This window comes from Streptomyces viridiviolaceus (genome assembly GCF_014650995.1).
Lineage (GTDB): Bacteria > Actinomycetota > Actinomycetes > Streptomycetales > Streptomycetaceae > Streptomyces > Streptomyces viridiviolaceus.
Window position 1 is genome coordinate 24,499 of sequence record NZ_BMWA01000017.1, and the last position, 18,008, is coordinate 42,506.

General features: G+C 72.8%; 18 protein-coding genes and 1 tRNA gene. 8 read left to right on the top strand and 11 right to left on the bottom strand.

Annotation, left to right across the window (positions count from 1 at the left end; genetic code table 11):
* Positions 1 to 5 precede the first annotated feature (5 nt).
* Together IE260_RS24575 and IE260_RS24580 are read left to right on the top strand one after the other, a co-directional pair.
* The gene (locus IE260_RS24575) at positions 6 to 677 is read left to right on the top strand and encodes a FadR/GntR family transcriptional regulator (protein ID WP_189875439.1); all 672 of its coding nucleotides are present in this window, start codon (positions 6 to 8) and stop codon (positions 675 to 677) included.
* 151 nt (positions 678 to 828) lie between these two features.
* The gene (locus tag IE260_RS24580; RefSeq protein WP_189875441.1) at positions 829 to 1,812 is read left to right on the top strand and encodes a PAC2 family protein; all 984 of its coding nucleotides are present in this window, start codon (positions 829 to 831) and stop codon (positions 1,810 to 1,812) included.
* Between the two features lie 36 nt (positions 1,813 to 1,848).
* Here IE260_RS24580 and IE260_RS24585 read toward each other — a convergent pair whose 3' ends face one another.
* The 5 genes from IE260_RS24585 to IE260_RS24605 all read right to left on the bottom strand — a co-directional run bounded on the left by IE260_RS24585 (position 1,849) and on the right by IE260_RS24605 (position 7,048).
* Complete coding sequence (locus tag IE260_RS24585; RefSeq protein ID WP_189875442.1) at positions 1,849 to 2,820, bottom strand: SMP-30/gluconolactonase/LRE family protein; 972 nt, start codon at positions 2,818 to 2,820, stop codon at positions 1,849 to 1,851.
* A 129-nt stretch (positions 2,821 to 2,949) separates the two neighbouring features.
* Positions 2,950 to 4,179, bottom strand: a complete 1,230-nt coding sequence (mshC, locus tag IE260_RS24590) for a cysteine--1-D-myo-inosityl 2-amino-2-deoxy-alpha-D-glucopyranoside ligase (RefSeq protein ID WP_189875444.1) — start codon at positions 4,177 to 4,179, stop codon at positions 2,950 to 2,952.
* A gap of 730 nt (positions 4,180 to 4,909) precedes the next feature.
* Positions 4,910 to 5,740 (bottom strand): SCO1664 family protein, encoded by an 831-nt coding sequence (locus tag IE260_RS24595; protein ID WP_189875446.1) that lies wholly within the window; start codon positions 5,738 to 5,740, stop codon positions 4,910 to 4,912.
* Entirely contained in the window at positions 5,704 to 6,294 is a 591-nt protein-coding gene (locus IE260_RS24600; RefSeq protein ID WP_189875448.1) for a DUF3090 domain-containing protein, read from the bottom strand. The genes IE260_RS24595 and IE260_RS24600 overlap by 37 nt, the downstream gene beginning before the upstream one ends.
* Before the next feature lie 67 nt (positions 6,295 to 6,361).
* Complete coding sequence (locus IE260_RS24605; protein WP_189875450.1) at positions 6,362 to 7,048, bottom strand: histidine phosphatase family protein; 687 nt, start codon at positions 7,046 to 7,048, stop codon at positions 6,362 to 6,364.
* A 61-nt stretch (positions 7,049 to 7,109) separates the two neighbouring features.
* Here IE260_RS24605 and corA point away from each other — a divergent pair, with 61 nt between their 5' ends.
* Positions 7,110 to 8,105 carry a magnesium/cobalt transporter CorA gene (gene corA / locus IE260_RS24610; protein ID WP_189875452.1) on the top strand — a complete coding sequence of 332 codons (996 nt, stop codon included), beginning with the start codon at positions 7,110 to 7,112 and terminating at the stop codon, positions 8,103 to 8,105.
* A gap of 8 nt (positions 8,106 to 8,113) precedes the next feature.
* Here corA and IE260_RS24615 read toward each other — a convergent pair whose 3' ends face one another.
* Together IE260_RS24615 and IE260_RS24620 are read right to left on the bottom strand one after the other, a co-directional pair.
* A complete protein-coding gene (locus IE260_RS24615; protein ID WP_189875454.1) occupies positions 8,114 to 8,902 on the bottom strand; it encodes a ferritin-like domain-containing protein in 789 nt (262 codons plus the stop codon).
* 207 nt (positions 8,903 to 9,109) lie between these two features.
* Positions 9,110 to 10,165 (bottom strand): LLM class F420-dependent oxidoreductase, encoded by a 1,056-nt coding sequence (locus tag IE260_RS24620; RefSeq protein ID WP_189875456.1) that lies wholly within the window; start codon positions 10,163 to 10,165, stop codon positions 9,110 to 9,112.
* Between the two features lie 113 nt (positions 10,166 to 10,278).
* Here IE260_RS24620 and IE260_RS24625 point away from each other — a divergent pair, with 113 nt between their 5' ends.
* The gene (locus tag IE260_RS24625) at positions 10,279 to 11,265 is read left to right on the top strand and encodes an aldo/keto reductase (RefSeq protein WP_189875458.1); all 987 of its coding nucleotides are present in this window, start codon (positions 10,279 to 10,281) and stop codon (positions 11,263 to 11,265) included.
* Complete coding sequence (locus IE260_RS24630; protein WP_189875460.1) at positions 11,262 to 13,520, top strand: helix-hairpin-helix domain-containing protein; 2,259 nt, start codon at positions 11,262 to 11,264, stop codon at positions 13,518 to 13,520. The genes IE260_RS24625 and IE260_RS24630 overlap by 4 nt, the downstream gene beginning before the upstream one ends.
* 89 nt (positions 13,521 to 13,609) lie before the next feature.
* Here IE260_RS24630 and IE260_RS24635 read toward each other — a convergent pair whose 3' ends face one another.
* Positions 13,610 to 14,344, bottom strand: a complete 735-nt coding sequence (locus IE260_RS24635; RefSeq protein ID WP_189875462.1) for a hypothetical protein — start codon at positions 14,342 to 14,344, stop codon at positions 13,610 to 13,612.
* Positions 14,345 to 14,391: 47 nt separating this feature from the next.
* On the opposite strand from IE260_RS24635, the gene IE260_RS24640 reads away from it, so the two are divergent.
* A complete protein-coding gene (locus tag IE260_RS24640; protein WP_189875464.1) occupies positions 14,392 to 14,580 on the top strand; it encodes a DUF5703 family protein in 189 nt (62 codons plus the stop codon).
* Between the two features lie 83 nt (positions 14,581 to 14,663).
* Here IE260_RS24640 and IE260_RS42830 read toward each other — a convergent pair whose 3' ends face one another.
* The 3 genes from IE260_RS42830 to IE260_RS24655 all read right to left on the bottom strand — a co-directional run bounded on the left by IE260_RS42830 (position 14,664) and on the right by IE260_RS24655 (position 17,284).
* Entirely contained in the window at positions 14,664 to 15,407 is a 744-nt protein-coding gene (locus tag IE260_RS42830; protein ID WP_189875466.1) for a chaplin, read from the bottom strand.
* A gap of 159 nt (positions 15,408 to 15,566) precedes the next feature.
* Positions 15,567 to 15,800 carry a chaplin ChpH gene (gene chpH, locus IE260_RS24650; RefSeq protein ID WP_189875468.1) on the bottom strand — a complete coding sequence of 78 codons (234 nt, stop codon included), beginning with the start codon at positions 15,798 to 15,800 and terminating at the stop codon, positions 15,567 to 15,569.
* A 158-nt stretch (positions 15,801 to 15,958) separates the two neighbouring features.
* Positions 15,959 to 17,284 (bottom strand): M20/M25/M40 family metallo-hydrolase, encoded by a 1,326-nt coding sequence (locus IE260_RS24655; RefSeq protein WP_189875470.1) that lies wholly within the window; start codon positions 17,282 to 17,284, stop codon positions 15,959 to 15,961.
* 187 nt (positions 17,285 to 17,471) lie between these two features.
* On the opposite strand from IE260_RS24655, the gene IE260_RS24660 reads away from it, so the two are divergent.
* Together IE260_RS24660 and IE260_RS24665 are read left to right on the top strand one after the other, a co-directional pair.
* Positions 17,472 to 17,559: transfer RNA gene (locus IE260_RS24660), tRNA-Leu, on the top strand.
* A 70-nt stretch (positions 17,560 to 17,629) separates the two neighbouring features.
* Positions 17,630 to 18,004, top strand: a complete 375-nt coding sequence (locus tag IE260_RS24665) for a YchJ family protein (RefSeq protein ID WP_189875472.1) — start codon at positions 17,630 to 17,632, stop codon at positions 18,002 to 18,004.
* The last annotated feature ends 4 nt before the right edge of the window (positions 18,005 to 18,008 follow it).

An 18,008-nucleotide genomic window follows, 5' to 3' on the forward strand; every position in this document is an offset into this window, starting at 1 on the left:
CGGCCGTGGCAGTCACCGACGAGGCGATCGAGAAGATCAAGGGCATGATCGTCTCCGGCGCGCTGCGGCCCGGCGACCGGCTGCCCAAGGAGAGCGAACTCGCCGCCGACCTGGGACTGTCACGCAACTCCCTGCGGGAGGCCGTGCGCGCCCTTTCACTGATGCGGATCCTGGACGTGCGACAGGGCGACGGCACGTACGTCACCAGTCTGGACCCGCAACTCCTGCTGGAGGCGCTCAGCTTCGTCGTCGACTTCCACCGGGACGACACGGTGCTGGAGTTCCTGGCCGTACGCCGCATCCTGGAGCCGGCCGCGACCGCGATGGCGGCCTCGGTCATCACCGAGCGGCAACTGGACGCGCTGAGCGCCCGGTTGGACGCGCTCGGCGACGAGCCGTCGGTGGAGGAGCTGGTCGCCTCGGACCTGGAGTTCCACCGGGGGATCGTGCAGAGCTCCGGCAACTCGGTGCTCTGCTCCCTGCTCGACGGCCTGTCCGGGCCCACCACCAGGGCCCGTGTGTGGCGCGGGCTGACTCAGCAGGACGCGGTCAGCCGCACCCTGCACGAGCACCGCGCGATCCTCGGCGCGCTGCGCGACCGGGACGCGGAGGCGGCCCGCTCCTGGGCGACGGTGCACATCGCGTCCGTGGAGCAGTGGCTGCGCTCCGCCCTCTGAAGCCTCCGCCTCCCGCGGCCCCCGCGGGTGTCCGGCCGCGGCGAACGGGGCAGTGATCCGTTCACTCCCCCGTGCAAGGGGGCTGCGGGCTCCCCCGCCGCACGCCGTAAGGTTGGTGCGTACGCGAGGGCACGTCGGAAGGAGGCGCTGGGTGATCGAGCTCGAGGGGGTTCCCGAGCTGATCGACCCGGTCATGGTGGCCGCGTTCGAGGGCTGGAACGATGCCGGCGACGCCGCTTCCACCGCGGTCGCGCATCTGGACAGGGAGTGGAAGGGCGAGGTGTTCGCGGCGCTGGACGCCGAGGACTACTACGACTTCCAGGTGAACCGGCCCACGGTGTTCATGGAGGCCGGCGTCCGCAAGATCACGTGGCCGACGACACGGCTGTCGGTGGTCCGGGTCGGTGGTGACAAGCCGCGAGACCTCGTACTCGTCCGGGGCATCGAGCCGTCCATGCGGTGGCGCTCGTTCTGCAACGAACTGCTCGGCTTCGCCCACGAGCTGGGCGTCGAGCTGGTCGTCATCCTGGGCGCCCTGCTCGGTGACACCCCGCACACCCGCCCGGTTCCGATCAGCGGGACCACGTCGGACGCCGACCTGGCCCGCCGCATGGACCTGGAGGAGACCAAGTACGAGGGGCCCACGGGCATCGTCGGCATCCTCCAGGAAGCCTGCACGCACGCCGGCGTGCCGGCCGTGTCGCTGTGGGCCGCGGTGCCGCACTACGTGTCGCAGCCGCCGAACCCGAAGGCCACGCTGGCGCTCCTGAACCGGCTGGAGGACCTGATCGACGTGCGCATCCCGCTGGGCGAACTGCCCGAGGACGCGCGCGCCTGGCAGGTGGGCGTGGACCAGCTGGCCGCGGAGGACAGCGAGGTCGCCGAGTACGTCCAGACGCTGGAGGAGGCCCGGGACACCGCGGAGCTGCCGGAGGCGTCGGGCGAGGCGATCGCCCGCGAGTTCGAGCGCTATCTGCGGCGCCGGGACGGGGCCGGCCCGGGCGGCCACGCCACGGCGGACGGCGGCGACGGCCCGTCGGGAACTCCGTATTTCCGGGACAGTCCCGGCGGCCGTCCCCGCCCGCCGAAGCCGCCGAAGACCGGCGGGGACGACGAGGAATCGTCGGAGGAGTGAAAGGGGTGGGGCGTGTGTGCCCCACCCCTTCCGGGCTCAGAGCCGGTCCACCGCCACCGCGTCGAACTCGGTGTCGGGCTGCGGCGGATCGACGTCGAAGCGGGCGTTGGGCAGATACAGGCGGTCGCCCCACGCCGCGACCGTCGTCGGGATGCGGAAGCGCGGGTCGGTGATGCGGGCGATCACGGTGCCCTTGGTACCGGCCGCGTCCAGCCGGAACACGTCGATCGCGTTCTGCCATTGCTGGACGGCGTAGAGGGTACGGCCGAGCAGCAGCAGGCCGTCCCCGTTGGGGAGCCGGGCCGGACCGAGGTCGACGGCGCGGGCGGTCCCGGTGCGCGGGTCGACCCGCATGAGGCCGCCGCCGTTCGCGAAGGCGTTGACGACGAGCAGCGCGCTGCCGTCGGGGGTGCGCTCGATGCCGTTGGCGGTGAAGTCCGGGCCCTGCTCCCAGTCACCGCTCAGGGGTACGGTCTCCACGGCCCCGGGCCGGCCGTGCCGGTCGAGGACCAGCTTGTAGAGCACCGGCCTGAAGGAGTCGGTGAACCAGGCCGCGCCCGGGGTGAGGATCACGTCGTTCACGAACGTGCCCTCGACGTCGTACACCTTCTCGGTCCCGCCCGTTCGGGCGTCGACGGTGCGGATCTCACCGCTGTCCCCGCCGCTGACGAAGAGTCTGCCGCCCCGGTCGATCCGCAGGCCCACGGCGGGGTGGCCGGCGCCGAGGCCCTCGGCGACGACCGCACCGCGTCCGGTGGCCAGGGCGGCCCGGTAGATGTCGCCGTTCGCGAGGGAGCCGAAGTACGCGAACGGGGCCTTGCCGATGGTGATGCCCTCGGGCCGGAAGCCGTCGGGGAGGGAGAACCGCCTGGGCCACGCGGCGTGGGCGGGGTCCTGCCCTGTCGCGCGGGCGGTGCCGCCGAGCAGCGCCGCTCCGGTCAGGGCGGCGGTGCCGGTGAGGAAACCTCGTCGTGCGAGTCGTGCGAAGGAACGGTCGGTGGGTGCCACGGTGCGTCCTTCCGCAAAGGGCCGGCCCTCGGGGCCGGCCGATCGGTCAACAGACGGTGAACACCCCACCACAGGAGCAGGAGCCTCCGCAGGCGTTGGCAGCGGAAGCCCCCTTACCTCTTTCCGGGCCTACAGGGCCACGCCCAGCAGCGCGTCCACGGCGCGGGAGACGACACCGGGCGCGCCCGTGTCCGTACCGCCGTCGGCTCGCTGGCGCTCCACCCAGCGGTCGACCGCGGCGAGCGCGGCCGGGGAGTCCAGGTCGTTCGCGAGGGCCTCGCGGATCTCCTCGACGAGCACCTCGGCGGACGGGCCGTCGGGCCGGGACACGGCGGCACGCCAGCGGCCGAGCCGCGCGACGGCGTCCCGCAGCACCTGGTCGGTCCACTCCCAGTCGGAGCGGTAGTGGTGCGCGAGGAGTGTGAGCCGGATGGCCGCGGGGTCGACGCCGTCACGGCGCAGCCGCGACACGAAGACCAGGTTGCCCTTGGACTTGGACATCTTCTCGCCGTCGAGGGCGACCATGCCGGCGTGGACGTACGCCTTGGCCATGGGGAACTCGCCGGTGAGCACCTGGGCGTGCGAGGCGCCCATCTCGTGGTGCGGGAAGACGAGGTCGGAGCCGCCGCCCTGGACGTCGAAGCCCATGCCGAGGTGGTCCAGCGCGATGGCCACGCACTCGATGTGCCAGCCGGGCCGTCCCCGGCCGAGCGTGGCGCCGTCCCAGCTGGGCTCGCCCTCGCGGGCCGCCATCCACAGCATCGGGTCGAGCGGGTTCTTCTTGCCGGGCCGGTCGGGGTCGCCGCCCCGCTCCGCGGACAGCAGCCGCATCGCGGCGGCGTCGAGGTGGGAGACCTGGCCGAAGTGGGGGTCGGACTCGACGGAGAAGTAGATGTCCCCTTCGAGCTCGTAGGCGGCGCCGGCGTCGCGCAGCCGCTCCACGAGCGGGACGATCCCGGGTATGGCCTCCACGGCGCCTATGTAGTGCTGCGGCGGGAGCATCCGCAGCGCCGTCATGTCCTCGCGGAAGAGCGCGGTCTCCTTCTCGGCGAGGGCGGTCCAGTCGACGCCGTCCCGCTCGGCCCGCTCCAGCAGCGGGTCGTCGACGTCGGTGACGTTCTGGACGTAGTGAACCTGCCGCTTGGTGTCGAGCCACACGCGCTGAACGAGGTCGAACGCGTTGTAGGTCGCCGCGTGACCCATGTGGGTCGCGTCGTACGGCGTGATGCCGCAGACGTAGATACGGGCGACAGGACCGGGGTCGAGGGTGACCAGACCGCCGGTCGCGGTGTCGTGGATCCTCAGGTCGCGGCCCTGACCAGGCAGGGCGGGGACCTCGGAAGCGGGCCAGGCATGCATGTCATGAGCCTAACCGGACGGCTGTTGCGCACACGAACCGGACCGAGCCGGTTGGCCGACGAGGCCCTCTTGCGCCGGGACGGCCCGCTGTGCTGCGAGTGGGCGCGGATCGGCCTCCCCAGGAAGGCGGCGGGTGAACGCCGGCAGCGACGTCCGCGCGGCGGACCGGGCGGGGCAGGCGGGGCGCCCGGACGGCGGGACGCACGGCCACCACGACAGCGAGGCGGGGCGGCGGGCTGGGCGGGGCGGGCGGGGCGCCCGGCCACCACGACAGCGAGGCGGGCCGGCGGGACGGCGGGACGATGGTCCGGGACGGTGCCCGCGGCGCGGCGGGGCGTCGGCTCGGCGACCCTCGCAGTAGCGCGTCCCTCCGCACCCGGCAGCGGCAGGGCGGCCACGACACCCGGAGTCCCGGGGCGGGCCGGAACGCCGGGCCGACAACGCAGGCGCCCCGCGCCTCGACGGCGGACGCCCTCCCCCGGCCACCCGGCAACAAGAACCAGCCGGCACCGCACCCGACACCCGAGCCCGGAACCGGGCAGAACGCCGGGCCGACAACACCGGCGACCCGCCCCGCGGTGTCGGGTGGCTTCGCGGCCTGTATCGGGGCCGGCCGTGAACGCCTCCGTCGGCGGGCGGCGGTCACGGCGGCCGGTCGGCTCGGGGCGCCACGGGCCGACCGCCCGCGGGCGGGGCCCTGAGGTCGTCGCTCGGTGTACCGCCGGCCGGGCTACACCGGTGGCCAGGGGATCGCCGGCCACTGCCCGTTCGGCTCCGGGTGCCTGCCCGAGGCCAGCAGCGCGCCGACACGCGCGCGCGTGGCTTCGAGTTCCGCCGGGGTGATCAGCTCGGCGAGCCGGGTCGCCAGGGTGCCGCCGTCCTTCAGCGCCTCCGCCAGGGCGTCGAGCACCGCCAGGGCCTCACCGGTCAGCGGGTCCCCGGCCCAGCCCCACAGCAGCGTGCGGAGCTTGTTCTCGGCGTGGAAGGTCACCCCGTGGTCGATCCCGTACAGCCGTTCCCCCTCGGCGGGCAGCAGGTGCCCGCCCTTGCGGTCGGCGTTGTTGATCACGGCGTCCAGCACGGCGAGCCGCCGCAGCCGCTCGTCGTCGGCGTGCACGAGCAGCGCGGTACGCCCCTCGTCGACCTCGGCGAACGCGATCGGCTTCCAGCCGGGGCCGGCCTCCTCGTCCTCCACCAGGGCGAGCAGCTCCCCGTCCGGCACCGCCTCTATCCACAGCTGGCACATGCCCTCGCCGTACGGCCCGTCCCGCAGCACCGTGGGCGGCACGAGCCCCCAGCCGGTCGCCTCGGAGACCTCGTAGGCGGCGACCTCGCGCTGGGCGAGCGTGCCGTCGGGGAAGTCCCACAGCGGCCGCTCCCCGGCCACCGGCTTGTAGATGCAGGCCGCCTCGCGTCCTTGGTACGTCACCGTGCAGTACAGCGCCGCGTTGGACGCGTCACGGATGCGTCCGCGCACCGTCAGCTCGCCCAGCGCGAGCAACTCGGCGGCCGCCGCGTCCGTGGTCACGCTCCGCGGCGGTATCCGTTCTGGCGCGGACATACGTGTCCTTCCGGGTCGAGCGGGAGGCTGCACAGCGGGCACGGCGGCCGCCCGGCGTTGACGACGTCGAGGGCGCGCTTGGCGAAGGCCCTGGCCTGCGCGCCGGTGAGGCGGACCCGGAGCATGGGCGGGCCGTTCTCCTCGTCCTGGAGCAACCGCTCCTCCGCCTCCGCCAGGTCCTCCTCGGATTCGGCGTCGATCTCCACGAGGGCCTGCGCCTCGACGATCATGCGCTGGTCCTCGCCGTCCCAGGCCAGCGCCATGGTGCCGACCCGGAACTCCTCCTCCACCGGGGTGTCCAGCGGAGCCGTGTCGGCGTTCTCGGTGGGGGCCACGGCGGGAACGGGGGTGCTGCCGCCGCTGCGCCGTACGACCTCGTCGAGGAGCTCGTCCATGCGTTCGGCGAGCGCGGCGACCTGGGTCTTCTCCAGGGCCACGCTGGTCACGCGGGAGCCGGCGGAGGCCTGGAGGAAGAACGTACGGCGCCCGGGCAGTCCGACCGTGCCGGCCACGAAACGTTCCGGTTGGTCGTAGAGGAACACCTGACGGGACACGTCCTGTCTCCATGGGAAGTCGGGGGAAGGCACTGCTGCGACCGCTTCACCCTACTGCGGCCGACGATCACGGTGCGCCCGCACCGCCACCGACCGGGGCGTCGTCGCCCGGCGGCTCCTCGCGCGGTGCCAGGGAGGCGAAGTCACCGGTGTCGCCGAGGCGGACGAGATACGGCCGCAGACGGGTGTAACGGATCGCCGTGACGGAGCACGGTTCGACCGATACCCGCTGGAAGAGGTCGAGATGCAGGCCGAGCGCGTCCGCGACGAGGGACTTGATGATGTCACCGTGGGAGCACATGAGGTAGACGGCGTCGGCGCCGTGGTCGCGCTCCACGCGCGCGTTCCACTCGCGCACCGCCTCGGCGGCGCGGGTCTGCATCGCCCGCATCGACTCGCCGCCCGGGAACGCCGCCGCCGAGGGGTGCGACTGCACCACCTCCATCAGGGGTTCGTCCTTGAGTTCGGCGAGCTTGCGGCCCGACCAGTCGCCGTAGTGGCACTCGCCGATCCGCTCGTCGGTGTGGGCCCGCAGCCCGGGGCGGGCGTCGAGCAGCGGCCGGATCGTCTCCCGGCAGCGCTGCAGCGGGCTGGTGACGATCTCGGAGAGCGGCAGCGCGGCGAGCCGCCCGGGCAGGGCGGCGGCCTGCGCGGCGCCGCGCTCGTCGAGGGCGACACCGGGCGTCCAGCCGGCCAGTACCCCCTCGGTGTTGGCGGTGGAACGTCCGTGCCTAACCAGGATCAGCGTGGGCATGCGGCCCAGAGTAGGCGTAGACACGGCGCCACGGCGCCGGGGTGAGAGGAGAATGCGTTCGGTGATCGTCGACTGTGCCATCTACCGGGACGGGCACCGCACGGACGGTCCCGAGGACTTCTCCGACGCGCTGGGCGATGCACGGGCCGCGGGCGGCTTCGTCTGGATCGGTCTGCATGAGCCGACGGAGCACGAGTTCGACCTGGTCAGCCAGGAGTTCGGACTGCACCCGCTGGCCGTGGAGGACGCCCTGAAGGCGCACCAGCGGCCCAAGCTGGAGGTGTACGAGGACTCGCTCTTCGCCGTCCTCAAGCCGGTGGCGTACGAGCCGGAGAGCGACGCCGTCTCCACCGGCGAGGTCATGATCTTCCTCGGGGACGCGTTCGTGGTGGTCGTCCGGCACGGCGACGGATCCCCGCTGAAGACCGTGCGCCGGCGTCTGGAGCAGGAACCCGAGCTGCTCGGCAAGGGCCCCACCTCGGTGCTGTACGCGATAGCCGACGCCATCGTCGACCACTATCTGGACGTGGCGGTCGAGCTGCAGAACGACCTGGAGGAGCTGGAGGCCGAGGTCTTCTCACCGGACCGCGGCGGCTCGCGGCACACCGCGTCGCGGATCTACAACTTCAAACGGCAGATCCTGGAGTTCCGCCGGGCGACGGGTCCACTGGCGCCGCCGCTGGCCCGCCTGACCGGGAACGGGGCGTTCGGCCCCGGAGTCCCGTTCGTGAACGACAAGGCACGGCCGTTCTTCCGGGACGTCAGCGATCACCTCACGCGCGTGAACGAGTCGGTGGAGAACCTGGACCGGCTGGTCTCGGACATCCTGGCGGCGCATCTGGCGCAGATGAGCGTCCGCCAGAACGACGACATGCGGAAGATCTCCGCATGGGCGGCCATGGCCGCGGTCCCCACGATGATCGCGGGGGTCTACGGCATGAACTTCGACCACATGCCGGAGCTGCGCTGGGTGTGGTCCTATCCCTCGGTGATCGCCCTGATGGCCGCCTTGGAGGTACTGCTGTTCCGGCTGTTCAAGCACAGGGGCTGGCTGTAGCGGTCCCCTCAGGCGAACTCGGGGGCCGCGGACGCCGGTCCGCCGAGCGCGTCGCGCCGCTCGGGCATCCTGAGGCCGACCATGCGGCGCCAGCCGCCCAGCCGCTCGTAGAGGTACACCGCGTGGATGCCCGCCGCGAGTGCCGCGGACTTGGCCCGCGACCAGCCGAGGACGCGCCCCATGTGGGCCATGACGGCGAGGCTGACGTCCCGGTAGACGCGGATCTCGGCGAGCGCGCACTCGCGCAGCGTCCGCTGGATCAGCCGGCCGTGCCCGGCGCGGGCGAAGCGAAGCAGCTCCTCGTGGGCGTAGGCGAGGTGGTTGTCCTCGTCGCTCGAGATCATGCGGACGGCCCTGCCGACGTCGGGATGATCCGCGAAGTACTTCCGGAGCATCTGCATCTGCTCGGCCGCGCGCTGTTCGGTGACCCTGCTGTGCGCGAGGTAGGTGATGATGTCCGGCACCGTCAGCGGCTGCTCCGCCTTGAGCTTCTCGTGGGCGAGGCCGATGCCGTGCCGCTCCAGGAGCATCGTGTAGTCGGTCTCGGGCGGCACCTCGACGGGTTCCAGGCCGCGCTTCTTCATCAGGGCGTTGAAGATCCGCCCGTGCTTGTCCTCGTCCGCCCCGTGCCGGGTGATCTTGGGGGCGAGGGCCAGCTCGCTCCTGGGGACCAGCGCCGCGATGCGCGCGTTCTCCCACCCGCCCTGCGACTCGCCGCTGGCCGCGATGGAGCAGAAGAGACGGAATGACTCGTCGTGGTCGAGGATCTCCTGGAACAGACTCTTGGCCGAAAGCATCGGTGCACCTCTCTGCCGCTGCAGGGTTCCGCAAAGAACGAGTCAAGTGCCGGCGGACGGGCACGGCAACACCTCTGCCGGACAACTCCGCCAAAAGAAGGACGACGAAGGCCGTGAGAGGGCGTAACCGCGGGGGCGCGACCGCGTTGTTCCCCGTGACGGCCGTGGCGGGGAAGACCCCCGAGCCCCCACCACGGCCGCAGAAACCTAGGCGAGCCCGGAGCGCTCCAGCGCCTCGGTGCCGGCGCGCAGCGCGGCGATCCGCTCGTCCAGGGTGAAGCCCGCGGGAGCGAGGGTCAGGGTGGTGACCCCGGCCGCGGCGTAGGCCTTCATCCGGTCCGCGATCCGGTCGACGGAGCCCAGCAGCGTGGTCTTGTCGATCAGGTCGTGCGGTACGGCGGCCGCGGCGCCCTGCTTGTCGCCCGACAGGTACTTGTCCTGGATCTCGGCGGCCTCCCGCTCGTACCCCATGCGCTGGGCGAGCTGGTTGTAGAAGTTCTGCTTGCGGCTGCCCATGCCGCCGACGTACAGCGCGGTGTAGGGCCGGAAGGTGTCGGCGAGCGCGGCGACGTCCTTGTCGTCGCCGAGGGCGAGCGGCAGGGTCGGGCAGACGTCGAAGCCGTCGAGGGTCTTGCCGGCCTTCTCCCGCCCGGCGCGCAGGTGCCGGATCGCGGTCTCCTCCAGGTGGTCGGCGGAGGGGAAGATGAGCAGGGCGCCGTCGGCGATCTCGCCGGTCTGCTCCAGGTTCTTCGGGCCGATCGCGGCGATGTAGAGCGGGATGTGCTCGCGCTGGGGGTGCACGGTCAGCTTGATGGGCTTGCCCGGGCCGCCGGGCAGCGGCAGCGTCCAGTGCTCGCCCTCGTACGACAGCCGCTCGCGCGTCATCGCCTTCCGGACGATCTCGACGTACTCGCGGGTGCGGGCGAGCGGCTTGTCGAACTTCACTCCGTACCAGCCCTCGGAGACCTGCGGGCCCGAGACTCCGAGGCCGAGGCGGAAGCGGCCGCCGGAGAGGGAGTCGAGGGTGGCGGCGGTCATCGCGGTCATCGCGGGCTGACGGGCCGGGATTTGGAAGATGGCCGAGCCGACGTCGATGCGCTCGGTCTGCGCCGCGACCCAGGTGAGCACGGTGGCCGCGTCGGAGCCGTAGGCCTCGGCGGCCCAGCAGACGGCGTAGCCGAGCCGGTCGGCCTCCTGGGCGACGGCCAGGTTGTCCGCGTCCATTCCGGCACCCCAGTAGCCGAGGTTGATCCCGAGCTGCATGGCCGATTCCCCTTACCGATCAGTAACGTCCGTTGTGCCCAGACCTTAGCGTGCGGGATTCGGTTGTCCACAGGCCCCCACAGCGCAAGCCGTGGCCAGTAATGTCGGCGTTCATGGAGCAGAGGCATCTCGGCCGCACCGGCCTGCGCGTGTCCCGCATCGGTCTCGGCACCCTGACCTGGGGCCGGGACACCGACGAGCACGACGCCGCGGACCTCTTGAAGACGTTCTGGGAAGCGGGCGGCAGCCTCGTCGACACCGCGGACGTGTACGGCGACGGTGAGGCCGAGTATCTGCTCGGAAGGCTCATGGAGGGCCTGGTGCCGCGCCGGGACCTGGTGATCTCGACCAAGGCGGGCAGCATCCCGGACCCGGACCGCCGCTTCGACGGCTCGCGCGGGCATCTGCTCTCCGCGCTGGACGCCTCCCTGGCACGCCTCGGCACGGACCACGTCGACGTCTGGCACCTGCACGCCTTCGACCCGTACACGCCGCTGGAGGAGACGCTCCACGCCCTGGACCTGGCGGTCAGCAGCGGCCGCGCGCGTTACGCCGGGGTGTCCAACTTCTGCGGCTGGCAGCTGGCCAAGGCGGCGACGTGGCAGCTGGCGGCTCCGGGCGCCCGGAGCCGGCTGGCCAGTACGCAGATGGAGTATTCGCTGCTCCAGCGCGGCGTCGAGCGCGAGGTGCTGCCCGCCGCCCTGGACCTGGGCATCGGGCTGCTGCCCTCGTCGCCGCTCGGCCGCGGGGTGCTGACGGGCAAGTACCGCAAGGACGCGACGCCGCCGGACTCGCGGGGCGCCTCGGAGCACCTGGCCCCGTTCGTGGCGCCGTACCTCGACGACACGGCCGGGCACATCGTGGACGCCGTCGCGACGGCGGCGGACGGGCTGGCGGTGACCCCGCTCCAGGTGGCCCTCGCCTGGGTCCGCGACCGGCCCGGCGTGGTCGCGCCGGTCGTCGGCGCGCGCAACGCGCAGCAGCTCACGGCGGCGTTGTCAGTGGAGACCCTTAGTCTTCCTGACGAGATCTGCCGGGCTCTCGACGACGTGTCGGCGCCCGTGCACCGCTATCCCGATCACGACTGGAGCACGCTGTGAGCACGGAGCCCGAACCCCGTGAGGACACCGCGGACGCCGTGGACGCCGAGCCGGGGACGCCGGGCGCCACGGCTCGGGCACAGGAGGCCGAGGCGGACGACGCCGGCGCGGCCACGCCTGCCGGGGAGACCGACGAGCCCGGCGGCGAGGACACGGGCGGACAGGTGTCGGAGGCCGAGGCCGAGCTGGCCGCACAGCGCGTCGAGCGGGAGCGGATCGAGCGGCGGAAGGCCGAGAAGCAGGGACCGATCGCCAGCGGGGCGAAGCTGAGCGGCACGGCGGCCGACCTGCTCGCCGCCGTCCGGGCCGTGGAGAGCGGCGAGAAGCCGGTGGCCGCGGTCTTCGGCGAGTCCGGCCCCGCACCGCGCCGCCCGGCCCCGGAGCCGGTACGACGGCCGCAGCCGGTGCCCGCCCAGCCGGCCGGTGCGCCCGCCGGCCCGGCGCCGGAGACCGTGCAGGCGGTGCGGCGCGTGCTGGCCGAGGGCGGCGCCCCCGAGACTCTCGCGCCACAGGCCGCCGCGCTGCTCGGCGAGGGGGCCGACGAGGCGCTGCGCGCGGATCCCTGGCAGTTGCTGCGGGTCACCGGGGTGCGGCCCGAACAGGCCGACGGATTCGCACGGGCGCTCCTCGGCGCGGAGTGCGGCCCGGACGACGAGCGGCGCGGACGTGCGGTCACCGTCTGGCTCCTGGAACAGGCGGCCCTGAGCGGGCACACGGCCCTGGAGCTGCCCCGGCTCACGGCCGCGCTGACCCAGCGGGGTGTGCCGGATCCCGATGCCGCCGTGCAGAGCACGCTGGCCGAGGGCGAGGCCCTCGCCTTCCAGGACGCCCTGGAGGAGCCCGGCGCACCGAGGCGGCGCGAGGGCGCGGTACGCGAGGGCGAGGAGCACGGCGAGGAGGCGGAGGAGGACGACGAGCAGCGTCCGGTCCGGGTCCTGGTCGGACTGGAGCGGTACGCGCTCGCGGAGGAGAGCCTGGCGGACGCTCTGGCCCGGCTGGTGAACTCGGTGCCGAAGCAGGACGGTGCCGCGGAGGACTGGGAGCGGGCCGCCGCCTCGGCTCAGGGTTCCGCCGCCGAGCTGATCCGCGCGGTCGCGGGTCACGGACTGGTCCTGCACACCGGCGGGGAGTCGTCCCTGGCCGAACCGGCCGCACTGCTGCAGGCGGCGCACGGTCTCGGTCTGCGCGCCTGGGCCGCCGCGCACGGCCCCCTCGGCCGCAACCGCTTCGCACGGCTGCTGGGAGGGCCGTCGTCCGGCGCTTCCCCGGACTCCCCGGCGCCGGACGGCCCGGACGGTCCGCCCGTCGCCACGGTGGCGGGGCTGCTGGCGGGAACCGAAGGACCCGGCCGGGACGCCGACGGTGCGCTGGATCTCGACCTGCTGGTCGTGCTCGACGCACCGCAGCTGGACGTCGAGACCGCGGCCCTGCTGGCGGAGTCCCTGCCGGACGGGGCGCGGCTGGTGCTGGCCGGGGACCCGGCGGTGCTGTGGTCCGTGGGGCCCGGGCGGGTCTTCGCCGACCTGCTGGCGGCGCGGATCTGCCCCCAGGTCGCCTCGCGGCGGCCGGACCCCGGGCCCCTCGGCGAGCTGGTCTCCGGCATCGGCGTCGGTGAGCTCGGCCAGGTCGAGGCGCCCGGCAAGGAGGTCGTGATCGTGCCGGTGCGGGACGCCGGCGAGGCCGTGCACCGGACCGTGCAGCTCGTCGCGGACTCGGTGCCGCGTGCGATCGGCGTGCCCGCCGAGGAGACCCAGGTGATCACGCCGGGCCACGGCGGCGCGGCGGGCACGCGGGCGCTGAACGCGGCGCTGAAGGAGCGGCTGAACCCGGGCCCCGGCCGGTTCGGCGGCTTCGACCCCGGCGACCGCGTCGCCTACTCCCCGGTACCGGGCCGTACGCTGCCGGGCCGTGTGGTGAAGGCCGACGCCGACGGTCTGCACCTGTCGTGTGCAGGTGAGGCCGTCGTCGTGCCGAAGGAGCGGGTGGAGCAGTCCGTGCGGCACGGGTGGGCGCTGACCGCGCACCAGGCGGTGGGCGGCCGGTGGCCCGCGGTGGTCGTCGTCCTCCCCGGCGACGCCGCGCAGGCCCTCAGCCGGCCCTGGGTGTACACGGCGTTCGGGCGGGCCGACCGCCATCTGTCCGTGGTGCACGGCGTGGAACAGGCGCTGCCCCGGGCCGTGGCCGAGATCCCGGCCAAGCCGCGTACGACCCGGCTGCCGGTGCTCCTCGCCCCGCAGGTTCCGGCGGCCGGCTGAGCCCGTCCCGCCCCGGCGAGGACGGCGGCGGTCACCGGGCAGACCCCGTGACCGCCGCCGTCGTGCCTGCCGGCCGTGCCGCGCGCCGCTCAGCGACGTTCCACGTCCAGCGGCTCCAGATCCTCGTCCACGACCTCGACCTCGTCCGGATCCGCGTCGAGATCGTCTTCCAGATCCTCCACCTCCTCGTCGTCCTCGTCGTCCTCGTCGTCCTCGAGTTCGTCGTCGAACACCGCGCTGACGTCGAAACGGCAGACCACGCGCTGTGGCTCGACCTGCTCGAAGGGTGCCTCCAGCCACTCGCCGGGCTCGGCGGGTTCGTCCGCGGCCGTCACCCAGAGTGTGGAGTCGCCCTCCTCCAGGCCGAACTCCTTGTGCCGTGAGGCGATCTCGTCCGGTTCGAACTCGCCGAAGAGGATGCGGAGCGCCCCGTGCACCGTGCCCGAGACGTCCGCGTCCGCGCTCACCTCGTCGTCCGCCGCCTCGACGCGCCGGGCCTGCGCCATCAGGCGCTGCGGCTCCACCACGGCGTAGTCGCGGCGGATCAGCACGCTCAGCGCGTTCGGTTCCTCGGGGCCCGTGTACGGCGGCAGCGTCTCGTCCGCGCCGGGGATCTCGAAGGGAGTGACCTCGTCGTAGCGGTCGTAGAGCAGTTCGTCGTACGTCTCCGCGGCCGCGGCCAGCTGGTTGAACGCCTCGTAGACGGCCGGGTCGTCCTCCCCCGACCGGCGTTCGACCGCGGCCAGGTGGCGATCGAGCGCCGTCTTGACCGCCTCGGCGGCGGCGCGTACCTCGGCAGCGGTGGGCTGCGCAGCATCAGACATAGTGCAGACGCTATCCGTACCGGGCCCCAGCCCGCACAATAGATGCGATGCCGGAATACGAATTTGTCGACGTGTACCTGCCTCGCGGGGTCTCCCGCAAGGAGACCACACGTCTGCTGACGGACCATGCCGAGTACGGACACTGGGAGTTGTACCGCCTGAGCCTGCTGCGCGACGGCAGCCGCAGGGTGCGGCTGCGCCGGCGGATCATCCGCCAGGTGCGCGTCACCTGGTGAGAGCCGGGACCGGGCGCGGGAGAACCGGAAGACGGAGCGGGCCCCGCGGGTGCGGGGCCCGCTCCGTCGTGCCGTGCCGCGCGTCACGCCGAGGCGCGCGCCTTGCGGTAGAGCACCGTGCCCGCCAGCAGCGCTCCCGCGCCGACCGGCAGGGCGAGGCCGAGCGGCAGCTCGCTGCCGGTCTCCGCGAGCTGTGCGGGGGCCTGGGGCTGGGTGACGGTCCGGGTGCCGGGCTCGTTGGGGCCCGTGGAGCCGCCGGGCGTCTCGCCGCCCGGGCCGTCAGGGGTCTCCGGGGTGCCGGGCTCGCCCGGCACCCCGGGCGTCTCCTGGCCGCCGCCCGGCGGGGTCGAGTGGTCCCCGCCGTCCTCGTTGGCGCAGTCGTTGCCCCTCGCCGGGTTGAGCACGCCGACGACGTCGACGCTGTTGCCGCACACGTTCACCGGCACGTGGACCGGCGCCTGGACGTGATTGCCGGAGCCGACGCCGGGTGAGTCGGCGGACCCGCCACCGGCGTGCGAACCGCCCTGACCACCCTGTTCGCCCGAGTCGCCGTAACCGTCGCCGTGCCCCCCGGAGGAACCGCCGCCCTGGTTGGCGCACGTGTTGCCCGTCGCCGGGTTGAGGATGCCGACGACGTCGACCGTGTTGCCGCAGACGTTGACCGGCGCGTGCACCGGTACCTGCACCGTGTTGCCGGACAGCACGCCGGGCGAACCCGTGGCCGATCCGTGCGCGCCGGAGTCGGCGTGGGCGGAGCCGCCCACGGCGGCGATCACGCCGGTGGCGGCCGCCATCGTCATCAGGCCCTTGCGTGTGACCTGTCGCATGTGATGAATCCCTGCCTTGCCCTTGTCCCGAATTCCGTCCTGCCACCGTCGACGTCGTTTCCGGCGTCTCCGGCGTTCATCAGAAGACCGGTCGGCCCCGGAGCGCAGAACGCGCGCCGGGGCCGACGGACTCAGCCCCTCATGGGGCGAAACACAACGTCACTTGTTGATGCAGACGTTGCCGAAGGTGGGGTTCAGCAGGCCGATCACGGAGATCGTGTTGCCGCAGACGTTCACCGGGACGTGGATGGGCGCCTGGACGACGTTGCCGGAAAGGACGCCCGGCGAGTGCACGGCGGCACCCTGGGCACCGGAGTCGGCGACGGCCATGCCCGCGCCCGCGAGAACCAGACCACCAGTGGCAGCCGCGGCGGCGACGACCTTCTTGAGCATTATTCCTCCTAGTTGACAAACGCGATCCCAGCTTGCTGATCGCATCACCTGTAACGAGGAGGGAGTAATGAGGCTACGAGCCTATGAGCGCATTCACCCTTCCCGGTCGATCACCGCACGCGCGGACGAATCCTGAAGTCGCGTTTCTGCGGGCGAAATCAGGACGCGTCGATGAACCGGTCGAGCACCCGCACGCCGAACTGCAGTCCCTCCACCGGCACTCGCTCGTCGACCCCGTGGAACATGCCCGCGAAGTCCAGCTCCGGCGGCAGCTTCAGCGGCGCGAAGCCGAAGCCCCGGATGCCGAGGTCGTCGAAGGACTTGGCGTCCGTCCCGCCGGAGAGCATGTACGGGATCGCCTTCGCGGCCGGGTCCTCCGCCACCAGCGCGGACTGCATGGCGTCCACGAGGGCTCCGTCGAAGGTGGTCTCGACGGCCTTGTCGGAGTGCACGTCCTCGCGCCGCACCTTCGGCCCGAGGATCCGGTCGAGGTCGGCGAGGAACTCCTCCTCGTGTCCGGGCAGGAACCGTCCGTCGACGTGCGCGGTCGCCTCGCCCGGGATGACGTTGACCTTGTAGCCCGCTCCCAGCTGCGTGGGGTTGGCGGTGTTGCTCAGGGTCGCGCCGATGAGCTTGGCGATACCGCCGAGCTTGGCGAGCGTCCCCTCCATGTTCTCCGGGTCGAGCTCGGTGCCCAGGGCGTCGCCCAGTTCGTCGAGGAAGGCCCGGGTGGTCTTGGTGACACGGACGGGGAAGGTGTGCCGACCGAGGCGCGCGACGGCCTCCGACAGCTCGGTGATGGCGTTGTCGCGGTGGATCATCGAGCCGTGCCCGGCGGTGCCGGCCACGGTCAGCTTCATCCAGTGCATGCCCTTCTCGGCCGTCTGGATCAGGTAGAGCCGGCGCTGCTCGCTGACGGTGAAGGAGAAGCCGCCCACCTCGCTGATCGCCTCGGTCACGCCCTCGAAGAGGTCCGGGTGGTTGTCGACCAGGTAGCGGGCGCCGTAGGTCCCGCCGGCCTCCTCGTCCGCGAGGAACGCCAGCACGATGTCCCGGGGCGGCCTGCGTCCGCTGCGCAGCCGGTCCCGGACGACCGCGAGGGTCATCGCGTCCATGTCCTTCATGTCGACCGCGCCGCGCCCCCACACGCACCCGTCCGCGATCTCTCCGGAGAACGGGTGGTGGGTCCAGTCGTCCGCGTTGGCCGGGACGACGTCGGTGTGGCCGTGGATCAACAGCGCGGGCCGGGACGGGTCCTCGCCCTCGATCCGGGCCACCGTGGAGGCGCGCCCCGGGTGGGACTCGAAGATCTTCGGCTCGAGTCCCACCTCGGCGAGCTTCTCGGCGACGTACTCGGCCGCCTTGCGCTCGCCCGGACCCGAGTGGTCGCCGTAGTTGCTGGTGTCGATCCGGATCAGCTCGCGGCAGAGGTCCACGACCTCGTCCTCGCCGGTGACGCTCCTGGCCGTGCCCGTCTCGCTCACGTGCTTCCTCCCGCTGTCACTGCTGGTGGGTCCCTCTCATCCTCCCCCTCCGCCGCCGCGGACCCAAGACCGGTCCCGGCCCGTCACACGCCGTTCACGCCGAGGCGGGGGGTGATCGGCCACCCCGGAAAGCCTGGTAATGTTTACGTCGTCGCCGCGGGGCAGCGCCCCGGACGACAGACACCTTGTCCGGGTGGCGGAATGGCAGACGCGCTAGCTTGAGGTGCTAGTGCCCTTTATCGGGCGTGGGGGTTCAAGTCCCCCCTCGGACACCAGATGAGACCCCTGCCCAGCAGGGGTCTTCTGCTTTTCCGGCCAGGCCCGCGACGGGGCACAATGGCGGCCATGACCACGCGTTCCTGCCCGTGCGGGCTGCCCGAGCCGTACGAGAAGTGCTGCGGCCGATTCCACACGGGTGCGGCCTCCGCGCCGACCGCCGAGGCCCTCATGCGCTCGCGCTACAGCGCCTTCGTGCGGGGTGACGCGGGCTACCTGCTGCGGACGTGGCACCCGAGGACGCGGCCGGAGCGCCTGGACCTCGACCCACGGATGCGGTGGACCGGGCTGGAGATCCTGGACACGGCCGACGGGAGCGCCTTCCACACCACCGGCACCGTGACGTTCCGGGCGTCCTACCACGGCGGCTCGCTGCACGAGCGGAGCCGGTTCGAACGGGTGGACGGCGCGTGGGTGTACGTCGACGGGGAGTTCCTGGACTAGGGCT